Origin of the sequence: Gemmatimonas sp. (genome assembly GCF_027531815.1) — a bacterium.
In the GTDB taxonomy this organism is placed as follows: domain Bacteria; phylum Gemmatimonadota; class Gemmatimonadetes; order Gemmatimonadales; family Gemmatimonadaceae; genus Gemmatimonas.
The window spans coordinates 189,706-203,239 of record NZ_JAPZSK010000017.1 but is presented as its reverse complement, the minus strand read 5'-3'; the positions used below and the strand labels follow the sequence as shown (position 1 = coordinate 203,239).

Annotated in this window: 14 protein-coding genes; 10 read left to right on the top strand and 4 right to left on the bottom strand. The window is 70.1% G+C overall.

The genetic code is table 11. The features are described from left to right. Nucleotides 1-24 precede the first annotated feature (24 nt). Nucleotides 25-759 carry a copper resistance protein NlpE N-terminal domain-containing protein gene (locus O9271_RS17765; RefSeq protein WP_298272715.1) on the bottom strand — a complete coding sequence of 245 codons (735 nt, stop codon included), beginning with the start codon at nt 757-759 and terminating at the stop codon, nt 25-27. A 27-nt stretch (nt 760-786) separates the two neighbouring features. Between O9271_RS17765 and O9271_RS17760 the strand changes: the two genes are divergently transcribed. Beyond that, nucleotides 787-2,388, top strand: coding sequence for a YdiU family protein (locus O9271_RS17760; protein ID WP_298272712.1), 1,602 nt, complete (start codon nt 787-789; stop codon nt 2,386-2,388). A gap of 52 nt (nt 2,389-2,440) precedes the next feature. On the opposite strand, the gene O9271_RS17755 is transcribed toward O9271_RS17760, so the two are convergent. Together O9271_RS17755 and O9271_RS17750 are read right to left on the bottom strand one after the other, a co-directional pair. Then, entirely contained in the window at nt 2,441-3,043 is a 603-nt protein-coding gene (locus tag O9271_RS17755) for a hypothetical protein (RefSeq protein ID WP_298272709.1), read from the bottom strand. Next, a complete protein-coding gene (locus tag O9271_RS17750; protein WP_298272706.1) occupies nt 3,040-3,474 on the bottom strand; it encodes a hypothetical protein in 435 nt (144 codons plus the stop codon). Before O9271_RS17750 ends, O9271_RS17755 begins: the two co-directional genes overlap by 4 nt. Before the next feature lie 65 nt (nt 3,475-3,539). Between O9271_RS17750 and O9271_RS17745 the strand changes: the two genes are divergently transcribed. Genes O9271_RS17745 through O9271_RS17730 form a run of 4 tightly spaced genes read left to right on the top strand, consistent with a single transcriptional unit; the run spans nt 3,540 to nt 7,803 of the window. Then, nucleotides 3,540-5,858 carry a molybdopterin cofactor-binding domain-containing protein gene (locus O9271_RS17745; protein WP_298272704.1) on the top strand — a complete coding sequence of 773 codons (2,319 nt, stop codon included), beginning with the start codon at nt 3,540-3,542 and terminating at the stop codon, nt 5,856-5,858. Further along, nucleotides 5,855-6,337 carry a (2Fe-2S)-binding protein gene (locus O9271_RS17740; RefSeq protein WP_298272702.1) on the top strand — a complete coding sequence of 161 codons (483 nt, stop codon included), beginning with the start codon at nt 5,855-5,857 and terminating at the stop codon, nt 6,335-6,337. Before O9271_RS17745 ends, O9271_RS17740 begins: the two co-directional genes overlap by 4 nt. 46 nt (nt 6,338-6,383) lie before the next feature. Then, nucleotides 6,384-7,334, top strand: a complete 951-nt coding sequence (locus O9271_RS17735; RefSeq protein WP_298272699.1) for a DUF1080 domain-containing protein — start codon at nt 6,384-6,386, stop codon at nt 7,332-7,334. 13 nt (nt 7,335-7,347) lie between these two features. Then, on the top strand, nt 7,348-7,803 hold the full coding sequence (locus O9271_RS17730; protein WP_298272697.1) for a DUF2269 family protein: 456 nt from the start codon (nt 7,348-7,350) through the stop codon (nt 7,801-7,803). A 75-nt stretch (nt 7,804-7,878) separates the two neighbouring features. Here the strand turns inward: O9271_RS17730 and O9271_RS17725 are convergent, their stop codons facing one another. Then, nucleotides 7,879-8,523, bottom strand: a complete 645-nt coding sequence (locus tag O9271_RS17725) for a DUF4126 domain-containing protein (RefSeq protein WP_298272695.1) — start codon at nt 8,521-8,523, stop codon at nt 7,879-7,881. A 58-nt stretch (nt 8,524-8,581) separates the two neighbouring features. Here O9271_RS17725 and O9271_RS17720 point away from each other — a divergent pair, with 58 nt between their 5' ends. The 5 genes from O9271_RS17720 (at nt 8,582) to O9271_RS17700 (ending at nt 13,533) form a co-directional block, all read left to right on the top strand. Next, the gene (locus O9271_RS17720; RefSeq protein ID WP_298272693.1) at nt 8,582-9,118 is read left to right on the top strand and encodes a hypothetical protein; all 537 of its coding nucleotides are present in this window, start codon (nt 8,582-8,584) and stop codon (nt 9,116-9,118) included. Further along, complete coding sequence (locus O9271_RS17715) at nt 9,111-9,542, top strand: DUF6524 family protein (RefSeq protein WP_298272690.1); 432 nt, start codon at nt 9,111-9,113, stop codon at nt 9,540-9,542. The genes O9271_RS17720 and O9271_RS17715 overlap by 8 nt, the downstream gene beginning before the upstream one ends. 172 nt (nt 9,543-9,714) lie before the next feature. After that, a complete protein-coding gene (locus O9271_RS17710) occupies nt 9,715-11,277 on the top strand; it encodes a cryptochrome/photolyase family protein (RefSeq protein ID WP_298272687.1) in 1,563 nt (520 codons plus the stop codon). A 409-nt stretch (nt 11,278-11,686) separates the two neighbouring features. Further along, nucleotides 11,687-12,841, top strand: a complete 1,155-nt coding sequence (locus tag O9271_RS17705) for a GIY-YIG nuclease family protein (RefSeq protein WP_298272685.1) — start codon at nt 11,687-11,689, stop codon at nt 12,839-12,841. An 11-nt stretch (nt 12,842-12,852) separates the two neighbouring features. Further along, nucleotides 12,853-13,533 (top strand): response regulator transcription factor, encoded by a 681-nt coding sequence (locus O9271_RS17700; protein ID WP_298272683.1) that lies wholly within the window; start codon nt 12,853-12,855, stop codon nt 13,531-13,533. Nucleotide 13,534 lies beyond the last annotated feature (1 nt).

Here is a 13,534-nt window from a genome sequence, read left to right as displayed (position 1 = left end):
CCCCCACTCCTCCGCGTCTCGCCCTCACCGGCAATCGGGATTCGCCGCCGGCCCCACGTACTTCACGAACTCGATCACGTCGCGTTCCTTGGGACCCGCCATCGTTTCGGGGCGCGGCGTGAAACGCGCGGTCACTTCCACCTGCTGCCCGCTGCCGGGCGGGAGCTTGGCCGCCGTATAGGCGCGCTCCACCGTCTTGTAGGCGCCGCTCATCACCACGCTGTACGTCTGCCCGCTGCCGCACTCGCGGAACGTCGGCGCATCGGCCAGGTAGGTGAACGTGCCCGTGTACGTGACCGGCTCGCGCAGGGTGTTCATGCTGTCGGCGCGCACCAGCGTCACCGGCGCACTGCCAGCGATCGGCTTGCCGCCCTGGTCCAGCAGGCGCAGCGTGTCCTCCCCCTGCACGGCGAACTTGACCGCGCGCCCCAACCCGTCGAGCGTGAGCGTGGTGCCGTCATGCGTCCAGCGCCCCATGCTCACCACGGGGGCGCCCCCCTTGCCCTGGTACTCCTCACGGAGCCGGAACGTGGTGTCGGGGAAGAGCGCCACCGTGGTGGCAACACCGGAACAATCGGCACACGGGAGGGTCCCCGAAAAGGAGTTGGGGGCCACCGCGGCCAGCGTGACGGTGGGAACCGCCGGCACCGTCACCACACTGTCGGGGGCCCCGCCGGTGGCCTCCTTGCTGCCGCCGCACGCCGCCAGCAGCCCCAGCACGATGGCACTCCCCAGCGCCCCCCGCGTCACCTTCGTCATGTTGGACCGACCCCTAGGTTTCTGAGTGTGAACACGACCACCGACCATCTGGACGTACCGGCCGTCACCTTCGACAACCGGTTCGTGCGCGAGCTGCCCAGAGATCCTGAATCCTCCGCTCGGCGAAGACAAGTCCTGCACGCCGCCTGGAGCGCGGCGGCGCCCACGCCAGTCGCGGCGCCACGACTGCTGGCCCACGCCCCCGAGGTGGCGGCGCTCGTGGGCTTCTCCGACACGTTCGTGCAGTCCCCCGCCTTCGCCAACGTGTTCGGCGGCAACGCGCTCCTCCCCGGCATGGAACCCTACGCCGCCTGCTATGGCGGTCACCAGTTCGGCAACTGGGCCGGCCAGCTGGGCGACGGCCGCGCCATCACGCTGGGCGAGGTGCTCAACGCGCACGGCGAACGCTGGGAGCTGCAGCTCAAGGGCGCCGGCCCCACGCCGTACTCCCGCACCGCCGACGGACGCGCCGTGCTGCGCTCGAGCATTCGCGAGTTCCTGTGCAGCGAGGCCATGCATCACCTCGGGGTGCCCACCACACGTGCCCTCAGCGTGGTCACCACCGGCGACGCCGTGGTGCGCGACATGTTCTACAACGGCAACGCCCAGGAGGAGCCCGGCGCCATCGTGTGCCGCGTGGCCCCCAGCTTCATCCGCTTCGGCAACTTCGAGATCTTCACCGCGCGCAACGACCTCGCGCTACTCGCGCAGCTGGTGGATTTCACCATCGCCCGCGACTACCCGCATCTCGCGTCCATTGCCGACGAAATGCAGCGCCGCGCCACCTGGTACGCCGAAGTATGCGAGCGCACCGCCCGGCTGATCGTGCACTGGATGCGCGTGGGCTTCGTGCATGGCGTCATGAACACCGACAACATGTCCATCCTGGGACTCACTATCGACTACGGGCCGTACGGCTGGATCGACGACTTCAATCCCAACTGGACTCCCAATACCACCGACGCGCAGAACCGGCGCTACCGCTTCGGGCAGCAACCCGCCATTGCGCAGTGGAACGTTGTGCGCCTCGCCGACGCCATCGCGCCGCTCTTTGCCGACGAATCGCTGCTGCAGGCGGGGATCGATCGCTTCTCCGCCATCTACGTGGCCGAGTACGAGGCCATGAACGCCGCCAAGTTCGGCTTCGCGACGCGCGGCGAGGAGGAGCGCGATTGCATTCGCGAGGCGTTCCGCCTCATGTACGATGCCGAGATCGACTACACCAACTTCTTCCGCGCCCTGGGGAACGTGCCCGATGTGCTCCCCGATGTGCCCGCGACCGAATTGCTGGGCGATGTGTTCTACGACCCCGCGCGGCGCGATGCGCACGCCGAGGCGCTGCACAGCTGGTTCTCCCGCTGGCATGCGCGCGTGCTGACGCACGGGCGCGACTTCGCGCAGCGGCAGGCCGCCATGCATGCGGTGAATCCGTGGTTCGTGCTGCGCAACTATGTGGCGCAGCAGGCCATCGACGCCGCCACGCAAGGCGATGCGTCGCTGGTGCACACCCTGCTGACCGTGCTGCGCACCCCGTACACCGAGCAGCCGCAGCACGCCGCGCTGGTAGCCCGCCGCCCTGAGTGGGCGCGCCACAAGGCCGGCTGCTCCATGCTCAGCTGCAGCAGCTGACCGGCAGCAGACGCGCGTCAATAAACGCGCGCCAGTAGACGCGCCCCAAACCTTACATCGCCGTCTGTCGCGCCTTCGCGGCCTGCACGGCCTCCATGAACCGCTGGGCGTCCTCGGGGGCGAATGGCGCACCGCTGCCGTCACTCTTCCCCTTGGCGCTGAACTTCACCGAGCCGCCGTCCACCTTGAAGGTGAGATGCCCGTTCTCGTAGCGGAGATCGGTCACCTGCGACGCCGGGGCGCGCAGCGCCACGCCCATGGCGGTCGAGACCGCGGCCTTCACGGCGCTCCCCACCATGTTGGCAATCATGCCCCCCACGCCGTCGTCCTTGGCGCGAGTGGCACTGTCCACCTGCAACGCCACACCCTGCCGCAGACTGTCACTCAGCTGCATGATCACCGTGTCGCGCAGCACGGCCAGCGTGATCGACCCGTCGGTGCTCGTGATGCGCACCTCGGCGCCCTCGAGCGCCGTGGAATCGTTGGTGCCGGTGCTTAGCTGCATGCCGGGCGAACCCTCACGGGTGCCCCCCGATGCGCCCGACGTAACCTCGCTCGCCCCCGAGTCGGCGCCGCCACCACCACACGCCACACACAGTCCCACCACGGCGGCCGCAGCCACCACACGCCCCCACTGCGAGGCATTCGTCATCATGGTTGCTTCTCCATGGCGTTCTGTCGGGAAATCACGGTCGCCACGAACTTGAGCGCGTCGACCTGGGTGAACACGGCACCGTCGGTGCCATCGCCCACTTCGAACACCTTCATGCCAATGCCCTTGATGTCGAAGCGCAGGCGGTTGTCGGTGTACTTCACGTTCTCGATGTACGTGACGGGCACGCTGATCTGGCTGTTGACCATGAACACGTGCACCGAATCGCCCGCCACTTCAATGGCCACCGTGCGATCCTCACTCACCATCTGCAGGTCGCCGGGTCCCAGCGTGCGCACCTGGCGCACCATCTGCGCCGCAGCTTCGGCCACCTTGGCCTCCGATGCCTTGGACGACGTCTCCGGGGCGCAGGCCGCGAGCAGGACGATGGCCGCGACAGACGCGGACGACGAGGCGACACGAACGGAGAGCATGGCGGACAGGCGGGAGAAAGGGAACGCTGTCGCCACCCCGGGCGACGTGGCATCTTTATTACAATATGAGACGACGTACCTTCCTGCTGGCAGGGCTGGGCGCCACCGGCGCGCTGGTTCTGGGATGGTCGCTCACCCCGCCGCGCCAACGGCTGCACCCCGGGCGTGCCCCCGTGGCGGGCAACGACGGGGTGCCGCTCAACGGCTGGCTCGCGGTGCACCCCGACGGCCGCGTCACGGTGTTCTCCCCCAAGGCCGAAATGGGGCAGGGCATTCACACCGCGCTGGCCATGCTCATTGCCGAGGAGCTCGACTGCGACTGGGCGCAGCTGCGAGTGGTGCACAGCGGGGTCGATCGCATCTACAACAACATCGCGGCCATCCTCGACGGGCTCCCGTTTCACGAGGATCTCGAAGAGCACTCCGGTGTGCGCGCCGCGCGGTGGCTCACCGCCAAGACGGTGCGCGAAGTGGGCGTGATGATGACCGGCGGCTCGTCGAGCGTGCGCGATGTGTGGGAGGTGGCGCGCACCGCCGGCGCCACGGCGCGGGCCCAGCTCGTGGCGGCCGCCGCGGCGCGCGCGGGGGTGGCCGCCAGCGCCTGCCGCACCGAGGCGGGCGTGGTGCATGCCGGCGCACAGTCGTTTGCCTACGGCACCCTCGTGCGCGAGGCGGCCGGCATGGCGGTGCGCGACGTGACGCTGCGCGACCCGGCGCAGTATCGGCTGGTGGGTCGTGACCGGGCACGCATCGACGGCGATGCCATCGTGCGCGGCGCCCCACGCTACAGCCTCGACGTGCGCCTCCCCGGCATGCGCTACGCCGCCGTGAGCATGGCCCCGTCGCTCGGCGCCACGGTCTCGGGCTTTCGGCGCGAGGCCCTGCGCGATCGCGCCGGCATGCACACCGTGGTTGAGCTGCCGGGAAGCCGTTACGGCGAGGTGCCGGGAGTGGCGGTCATTGCCGATGGCTGGTGGCAGGCCCGGCAGGCGCTGGCGGCGCTCGATGTGCAGTTCTTTCCCGGGCCGCATCTGGCGCTGGGGTCGGACGACGTGGCCGCGCAGCTACGCGACGCAGCGCACACCGACACCGGCCTCCCCTTCCGCAGCACGGGCGATGCGCTGGGCGTTCTGGCCGCCGCCGACCGGGTGCTCGACGTGACCTACGAGGCGCCCTATCTCGCGCATGCCACCATGGAGCCCATGAACGCCACCGTGCGCGTGACCGACGCCGGGGTGGAGCTGTGGACGAGTACCCAGGTGCCGGGGGTGGCGTGCATGGCGGCGGCCGAGGTGGCCGGGGTAGACGTATCGCGCGTCACGCTGCACCAGCAGCAGCTGGGCGGCGGATTCGGCCGTCGGCTGGAGGTCGACTACGTGGCGCAGGCGGTGCGCATTGCCATGGCCGCGCCCGGCGTGGCGGTGCAGACGATCTGGAGCCGCGAGGACGACATGCGCCACGACTTCTATCGTCCCGCCGCGGCGTCACGGCTGCGCGCCGCCCTCGATGCGCGCGGCGTGGCCACAAGTGTGGTCTGCCATTCCGCCAGTCAGGCCCCATTCAAGGCGCTCAGCCAGCGCATCGGGATCCCGTATCCATCGTTTGTCCCCGACAAGACCACGGCCGAAGGCACGTGGGATCAGCCATACGAGTTTCCCGCCATCCGCTCGACACACCTCGAGGTGGAGCTGCCGGTCCCGGTGGGGTCGTGGCGCGCCGTGGGGCACTCACACCAAGGGTTCTTCTTCGAATCGTTCGTGGACGAACTGGCGCACGCCGCCAACGCCGACCCGCTGCAGTACCGCTTGCAGCTGCTGCGCTCGCACGCGCGGGCACGCCGGGTGCTCGAGACGGTCGCACGCGACAGCGCGTGGGGATCGCCCCTGGCGCCCGCCGCCGACGGCGCCACACAGGCGCGCGGCGTGGCACTGCATTGGAGCTTCGGTACCGTGGTGGCCATGGTGGCCGAGCTCTCGCTCGACGCGGCGCGACGCGTGCGGGTACACCGGCTGGTGTGCGCCGTGGACTGCGGGCTGGTCGTGAATCCCAACGGCGTGCGGCAGCAGGTGGAGGGGGGCGCCATCTTCGGGCTCTCTGCCGCCCTGCACGGCGAGGTACGACTGGAGAACGGCCGCATTCGCCCCGGCAACTTCAACGACTACCCGCCGCTGCGCATGTCCGAGTGTCCCACCATCGTCACCACCCTCGTGCCCAGCACCCGCCTGCCATCGGGCATTGGCGAACCCGCGCTGCCGGTGGTTGCGCCGGCAGTGGCCAATGCGCTCTTCGCGCTCACCGGCACGCGGCTGCGCACGTTGCCGCTGCGTCTGCCGGTGGCACCGCCCCAGAGCGCGCCGGGCACTGCGCCGAGCACTGCGTCATGACCGCCCCCCTGGTGCTCGAAGTGAATGGCGTGCGCCGTGAGGTCGACGTGCCCGGCGACATGCCACTCCTGTGGGTGCTGCGCGAAACACTCGGGCTGGTGGGCACCCGCTTCGGCTGTGGCCTGGCGCTCTGCGGCGCCTGCACCGTGCACGTGAATGGCGAGGCGATGCGCGCCTGCGTGCTGTCGGTGGGCAGTGTGGCGGGGAAGTCCATCACCACCATCGAGGGACTGGGCGGCGCCGTGGGTGACGCGCTGCGCGCCGCGTGGCTGGCGCACGATGTGGCCCAGTGCGGCTACTGCCAGTCGGGGCAACTCATGAGCGCGGCGGCGCTGCTGGCAGCGGTGCCCACCCCCACCGACGCGGAGATCGATCGCGCCATGGACGGCAACATCTGTCGGTGTGGCACGTACCCGCGTATTCGGGCGGCCATCCGGGCGGCGGGGGTTACCACGGCCGGGGACGGGCGTGAGGATTAGGGCGATCCGTTTTCCTCACCACTTCTTGCGTTCGAGGTGCTCGCGCATGGTTCGCCCGCTGCTGTCCCTGGCTGCTGCCTGCTTCATTGCTGCGCTCCCGTTGACCGCCGAGGCGCAGGCGGGGGCGCCGATCATTGGCCGCTGGGATCTCACGGTGCAGGGGACCGAACGGGTGTATCCCAGCTGGTTCGAGGTCTCGCTCTCAGGGCACCGGACGCTGGTGGGACGGTTCGTGGCCGGCGGCGGCAGTGCGCGCCCCCTTGGCAAGGTCACCTACGACAACGGGCGCGTGCAGTTCACGCTGCCGCCGCAGTGGGAGCTGCAGGCCACCGATGTGCAGGTGGAGGCCACGCTCACCGGTGACAAGCTGGCGGGGATCATCACGCAGCCCAACGGTGAAAAGCACCGCTTCACCGGCGTCCGCGCGCCAACGCTGCGTCGCGGCGCGCCGCCGGTGTGGGGCAAGGAAATCGTACTCTTCGGCGGCAACGACATGAACGCGTGGGAAGCGCTGCCCGGCGGTGACAATCAGTGGAAGGTCATCAACGGCCTGCTCACCAACACCAAGTCGGGCGCCAACCTCGCCACCAAAGACAAGTTCACCGACTTCAGGCTGCATCTCGAGTTCCGCGTCCCCAAGAACGGCAACAGCGGCATCTATCTGCGCGGTCGTCATGAGGTGCAGGTGGAAGACAGCCCGCTCGGCGAACCGCTCTCCACGCACCTGGGCGGCGTGTACGGCTTCCTCGTGCCCAACGAGCAGGCGCACCTGGGCGCCGGCGTGTGGCAGACCTTCGACATCACGCTCATCGGTCGCCGCGTCACGGTGGTGCTGAACGGCAAGACGGTAATCGCCGATCAGACGATTCCCGGCATCACCGGTGGTGCGCTCGACGCCAACGAAGGCGAACCGGGGCCCATCTACCTGCAGGGCGATCACACGTCGGTGGAGTACCGCAACATCCGCATCACCCCGGTGGTGGGCACGCCCAAGTGAGTCGCCGCGCGCCGTGACGCTCGATGCGTTCCTCAAGACCGCGCATGTGCTGGGCGCGATCGTGTTCGTGGGGAACGTGATCGTCACCGGTGTGTGGACCGCCATCTTCTGGCGCGCGCGGCACACGCACGACTTCCGGCGCGCCGCGCGTGCCATCGTGATCACCGACTGGTGCTTCACCGTGGGTGGCGGCGCACTGCTCACCGTGAGCGGCATCACGCTGGCGCTGCAGCGCGGCCTGCCGCTGTGGGACACGCCGTGGATACGGCAGGCACTCGTGGCGCTCACGCTCTCCACGGTGCTCTGGCTCGTCGTGCTCGTGCCCGCGCAGCGGCGCATGGTGCAGCACACCGGGGGCGCCAACGACGAGCCACTCGTGCGCGCCTATGGCCGCTGGAGCGTATGGGGTTGGACTGCCACCGCGCCGCTCGTCTACGCGGTGTGGTGCATGGTGGCGAAGCCGGGGTAGCGTGTGGCGGCGCGGCACCGCGCGACCCGCAACGCGCGACCTGCACCGCGCCACCCGCACCGCGGCCGTCGTGAATCAGCGCCGCATGGGCCCGCGCGGCACCTTGGGCGGGCCGTTGGCGGCAGCGGCCGCCGCCCGCGCCGCGCGACGACCGAAAAGCACGCCGTGCACGCGCCGCGTGAAGAACACGAACAGCAGCAGCACCGCCACCAGCGTGAGCATGGGCAGGAAGATCGCCAGCACGCTCGTGACCACCGCGCTCACCAGCTCGAGCGTGCTCACCACCGGGTTCCCCATGCCGCCGGTGAGGGTGGTGCTCTTGAAGCGGGTGAATACCGTGGCCCCCTGTGTCACGCCCGCTGCCCCGCCGGCCAGCAGCACGGCGCCCCACTTGAGCACCGGGGGGAGATCCACCACCACACTGGCCGCCGCCACCATCCCCGCCACCATGGCGGCCGGGGTGGCCACCAGATCGAGCAGCTGATCGAGCCACGGCACCGAATAGGCCCCGACCTCGAGGAGCGTGGCCGTGCCGAGTGCCGCGAGCGCCGGCGTGGTGGCCAGCCACTGGAAGCCGGGCGACAGCTCCAGCACCCCCGTCTTCGCGGCAATGGCGGCGGCGAGCAGCGGCACAAAGACGCGAAAGCCGGCCGCGGCCGCGAGCCCGAAGCCCACGGCAATACCCAGCAGCGCGTCGGCCGTCACAGGAATTGCATTCATGCCGAAGAAATAGCGCCTTCCCGTTCCGCCCGCGAACACCCGGCGCTACCGTGTGGGAATGTCCCGCCTGCTGATCTGGCTGTTCTTTGCCACGTTGTCACTGATTCTCCTGCTGCAGCTGCGGGGAATCGACGCCCCGCTCGCGGCGGTTACGCCGGGGGGCATCGTGGCGTACGAACTCGCCTTTACCAGCGCACGGGCCCGCGAGATCCTCGACAGCTGGCGCATCGCCGGCGTGACCGAGTCGGCACGGGTTAGCCTGGGCGTGGACGTGGGCTTCCTGCTCGTCTATCCGTGGTTCTTCCGCTGGAGTGTGCAGCTGCTGCGGCAGCCGCGCTTCACGCACCCCGGCAGCACGATGGACCGCGCCGGTGCCGCCCTGGGTGCCGCGGTACTCGCCTGTACGCCACTCGACGCCGCGGAGAACTGGGCGCTGTGGCGCATGATCGAAGCGGGGCCCAGTGCGACGCTGGCCGCACTGGCGGGCGTCGCCGCCTCGCTCAAGTTCCTGCTCATTGCCGTCACCACCGGCTGGTGCCTCACCGTGCTGTCACGGCGCCTGCTCTCCTCTTCCTCCGCTCCCTCTCATGGCTAACGGCCCCGGCTTCGGCGGCATCGCCGCCCGCACGCTCGCCGCGCTGGTGTTGGTGTTTGCCACCTACAACCCCGAGCGGGTGAGCTACTTCCACTGGGCTCTGGCCCCGCTGCGCACCGGTGAACCCACCAGCGGCCCCGCGTCGCTCAAGTTCCTCGCCGGCCTCGCCCTGCTTGGCGGCTGGGGCATCTTCCTCAACGCCACGCGCCGCTCCATTGGCATGGGCGGTGCCCTGCTCGTGCTCGCCCTCTCCGGTGGCCTCGTCTGGCTGCTCATCGACTTCGGCATCGTGAGCGCCACCTCCTCGCGCGGCATCACGTACGTCGTGCTCGTCTGCACCGCCCTGCTGCTGGCCGTGGGCATGAGCTGGTCGCACCTCTCCCGCCGCCTGTCGGGTCAGGTGGATATGGACGCGACGGACTAGCCGCTGCACCTGCTGCACCTGCTGCCTGCCCCCTGCTCCCTGCTCCCTGCTCCCTTCTTCGCGGCGGCGAAGGAGGCAGGAAGCAGGGGGCAGGGGGCGGGTTGCAGGGGGTGGGAAGCAGATGCACACCGACGGACGGGAACGCGTCCACCCGCCAGGCCGTTGCCCCCGCGTGTCCGGTCCAACGCTGGCGTTCGTCGCCCCCTGGGAGTGCTCCCGCGCGGTAGCCAACATCCCGCGCGAGCCGCGCGCCGATGTGGTCGTGGTGCTGCTCGAGTCCGTCGCCAAGGGCGCATCGCTCCCCTGGCACCGGCAGAAGCTCGTCCTGCTGCTCTCGGCCATGCGTCACTTCGCCGCGTCCCTCGAAGCGGCCGGCCATCGGGTCGTGCTGCGCAACGCGCCGTCGTACGCCGAGGGACTCGCCGACATCGCGCGCGAACTGCACGCGTCGCGCGTCGTGGCCACGGAAGGGCGCGAGCAGGACATGGTGGACGAACTCGACCGCGCGCGCGCCCTCCTCGAGGCGCAGGGCGTATCGCTCGTGCTGCGCGAGGATCGCGGCTTTCTCGCGTCGCGCGAGGAGTTCGCCACCTGGGCGCGCGGCCGCAAGGAGTACCGCATGGAGTGGTTCTATCGCGAGATGCGGCGCAAGCACGGCATCCTCATGGAGGCCGACGGAACTCCCAGCGGCGGCGAATGGAATTTCGACGCCGACAATCGCAAGCCCTGGCCGAAGCATCGCGCCGTACCCAACGTGTGGCGCGTGGAGCCCGATGCCATCACGTGTGAGCAGATGGCGCGCGTGTCGCGCTGGACGGGGCGCTGGGGTTCGGTAGACCGCTTCGGATTGCCGGTCACACGTAGCGACGCCAAGGCATGGCTCGAGCGGTTCGTCGTCGAACGGCTCCCCGAGTTCGGCCCGTACGAAGACGCCCTCGTGCACGGCGCCCCCGATCTGCTGCACTCCACGCTCTCGAGCATCATCAACGTGGGGCTGCTGCATCCGCTCGAAGTGGTGAAGCGCGCCGAACGCGCGTATCGCGAGGGCCACGTGCCCATCGCCAGCGCCGAAGGGTTCATCCGGCAGATCCTCGGCTGGCGCGAGTACATCCGCGGCATGTACTGGCAGCTCATGCCCGGGCTGCGTACGGCCAACGCGCTCGAGGCCCCGCTGGGGCTGCCCTCGTGGTTCTGGGCGCCCGATGGCGAAGCGTACGGCGGCGTGGAGGGCAGCGCCTGCGAGATGCGATGCCTCGCCGACACCATTCGGCAGGTGCGCGACTACGGCCGCACGCATCACATCGGCCGGCTCATGATCCAGTGCAACTTCGCCACCTTGCTGGGCGTGCAACCCGCCGCACTGTCGCGCTGGTACTGGGCGGGGTTCACCGACGCCTACGAGTGGGTGGAACTGCCGAATGTGGCGGGCATGGGCACCTGGGGCGACGGCGGGGTGCTGGCCAGCAAGCCCTATGTGGCGAGTGGCGCCTACGTGAACCGCATGAGCAACTACTGCGGCGAGTGCCGCTACGACGTGAAGCAGCGCACGGGCCCCGACGCCTGCCCCATGAACTTTCTCTACTGGGATTTCATGGCGCAGCACCGGGAGCGGTTCGCCAGGCACCCGCGCATGCGCATGATGACCAAGCACCTCGACGGCATGGCCGAGCCGGAGCTGGTGCAGATCCGCCGTCAGGCGGGCGAGTTTCGCGAGTCGCTCCAGTACGAGACGTGAGTTGCCAGGGGGCCGCCACGACACGCGGTGGGGTACCCACTCACCCGACTCGCGGCTTGCTTCGGGGGCGGCCGTGCGCTCACGCGCCGGCGTCGCCCCCTCAGAGAGCCGCTCGCTCGGGCGGCGGGGCCCCACCGCTGGATCTCTGCACCGCGTCGCATCTCGCAGCGCGCGCCACGCCGGGTGCCGCAGCGCCAGCGACGCCGAGCGAGTGCAGCCGCGGGGCGCCCCGCCGCCCCGTGAGCGGATCCCTGAGGGGGTGACGCCGGCGTGCGGAGGCGCGGTGCGCCGGAGCGCGCCCGGCCACCCCCGAAGTGAGCAGCGAACGGGGTGAGCGGGAGCGCCCCGCAGCGTGTCGCAACGTGTCGCAGTGTGTCGCGAGAAAGCGCGCAACCACTAGCTTGCCAGCATGCACGACCCCGCCCCGCGCCTGCACGTCAAGCCGCCGCAAACCACCCCCGCCCAGCGCAAGCAGCTCCGCGCACTCGTGCGGGAGGGCGTGGAGAACCGCCCCGGGGTCTACCGCATGCTCGGCCCCACCGGCAGCGTGATCTACGTGGGGCAGTCGCGCGCACTGCGTACCCGCCTGCTCTCGTACTTCCGCGCCACGGGACGCCGCAACAAGGCCGCGCGCATCCTGCGCCACGCCTTCCAGATCGTGTGGGAGTACACCAACACCGAGTTCGGCGCCCTGCTGCGTGAGCTGCGCCTCATCAAGCAGTACCGGCCGCACTTCAACACCATGATGGTCATGGACGAGTGGCCACGCGCCTACGTGGCCCTCACCGGCGGCCCCGTCCCCGGGCTGCGGGTGGTGGCGCGCTCCGACGATCCCGCCGCCGTGGCGCTCTTCGGCCCCTTCCGCCGCGTGGCGCGTGTACGCGACGCCGTGCGCGCCCTCGCCGAAGCCACCGGGCTGCGCGACTGCACCCTCGAAGACACCGTGCGCGGCACCGGCCGGGCGCGCGGCAGTGCCCTGTGGTTTGCCGACGACCCCGCCACCCGACCGCGCGCCGCGGCGCGGGCACGGGCCCCCGGGTGCCTGCGCCACGACCTGGGCACCTGCGCCGGGCCGTGCATCGGGGCCGGCCAGCCGCTGGGGTACCGCGAAGCCGCCGCCCACGTACGCACTTTTCTCGAGGGACACGGCGACGTCCCGGTGCGACTGCTCGAAGATGCCATGCAGCGCGCCGCCGGCGAGTTGGCCTTCGAACGCGCCGGCGTGTTGCGCGACCGCCTCGCGCACGTACGCTGGTTGCACGAACGCGTGCAGCACTTTCACGCCAACGTCGACCGCCTCACCTTCCGCTATCACGCCATCGGGCACGCCGACGCCGAGTGGGTGTATCTCATTCGCCGCGGCACCGTGCGCGCCGAGGTGCGTGCGCCACGCACGCCCGAGGAGCAGGAAGCCTTCACGGCGCTCGTGCAGCGGGTGTACGCCGGGGCCGATCCCGCGGGCGCCGACGTCCCCACGCACGACCTCGACGAGTTCTATCTCGTGGCCAGCTGGTTCCGCCGCCGTCCGGAAGAAAAGCGCCGCGCCCGCCCCGTCCACCTCTAGCGCTACCCCGCATGCGTGTGCTCGTCGTTGAAGACGATCCTCGGCTCTCCGGCCTCATCGCTCGCGGCCTGCGCGAGGAAGCGTACGCCGTGGATGTGTGCGCCGACGGCACGCAGGCCATTACACAGGCCGTGGTGAACAGCTACGACGCCATCGTGCTCGACGTGATGCTCCCCGGGACCGACGGCTTTGGTGTGGTGCACACGCTGCGCGCGCGCCACGTGCACACCCCCGTGCTCATGCTCACCGCGCGCGATGCCGTGAGCGACCGCATTGCCGGGCTCGATGCGGGCGCCGACGACTATCTCGTGAAGCCCTTCGACTTCGGCGAGCTGCTCGCGCGTCTGCGCGCCCTGCTCCGTCGCCCCGAGGCGGTGCAGCCCATGCAGGTGCAGCTGGCCGATCTCGTGGTGGACCTGCAGGCCCACGCCGCCACTCGCGGTGGTGTGCCCATCCCGCTCACCGGCAAGGAGTTCGCCCTGCTCGAGCTGCTCGTGCGCAACGCGCGGCACGTGGTGTCGCGCGCCGACATCGTGGCGCATGTGTGGGACGACAATCATGACCCGCTCACCAATGCCGTGGAGGTGTATGTGAACCGGTTGCGGGGGAAGATCGACCGCGAGCCCTTCACGCCGCTGCTGCATACGCGGCGTGGTGTGGGCTACGTGCTCACCGACATCGCGCCGGTGTAAC

Excerpts from the sequence above, each read along its gene's own strand:
- O9271_RS17715 (WP_298272690.1), top strand. The coding sequence starts at position 9,111 with ATGGCTAACGGCCCCGGCTTCGGCGGCATCGCCGCCCGCACGCTCGCC.
- O9271_RS17725 (WP_298272695.1), bottom strand. The coding sequence starts at position 8,523 with ATGAATGCAATTCCTGTGACGGCCGACGCGCTGCTGGGTATTGCCGTG.
- O9271_RS17765 (WP_298272715.1), bottom strand. The coding sequence starts at position 759 with ATGACGAAGGTGACGCGGGGGGCGCTGGGGAGTGCCATCGTGCTGGGG.
- O9271_RS17700 (WP_298272683.1), top strand. The coding sequence starts at position 12,853 with ATGCGTGTGCTCGTCGTTGAAGACGATCCTCGGCTCTCCGGCCTCATC.
- O9271_RS17745 (WP_298272704.1), top strand. The coding sequence starts at position 3,540 with ATGAGACGACGTACCTTCCTGCTGGCAGGGCTGGGCGCCACCGGCGCG.
- O9271_RS17750 (WP_298272706.1), bottom strand. The coding sequence starts at position 3,474 with ATGCTCTCCGTTCGTGTCGCCTCGTCGTCCGCGTCTGTCGCGGCCATC.
- O9271_RS17755 (WP_298272709.1), bottom strand. The coding sequence starts at position 3,043 with ATGATGACGAATGCCTCGCAGTGGGGGCGTGTGGTGGCTGCGGCCGCC.
- O9271_RS17720 (WP_298272693.1), top strand. The coding sequence starts at position 8,582 with ATGTCCCGCCTGCTGATCTGGCTGTTCTTTGCCACGTTGTCACTGATT.
- O9271_RS17735 (WP_298272699.1), top strand. The coding sequence starts at position 6,384 with ATGGTTCGCCCGCTGCTGTCCCTGGCTGCTGCCTGCTTCATTGCTGCG.
- O9271_RS17705 (WP_298272685.1), top strand. The coding sequence starts at position 11,687 with ATGCACGACCCCGCCCCGCGCCTGCACGTCAAGCCGCCGCAAACCACC.
- O9271_RS17740 (WP_298272702.1), top strand. The coding sequence starts at position 5,855 with ATGACCGCCCCCCTGGTGCTCGAAGTGAATGGCGTGCGCCGTGAGGTC.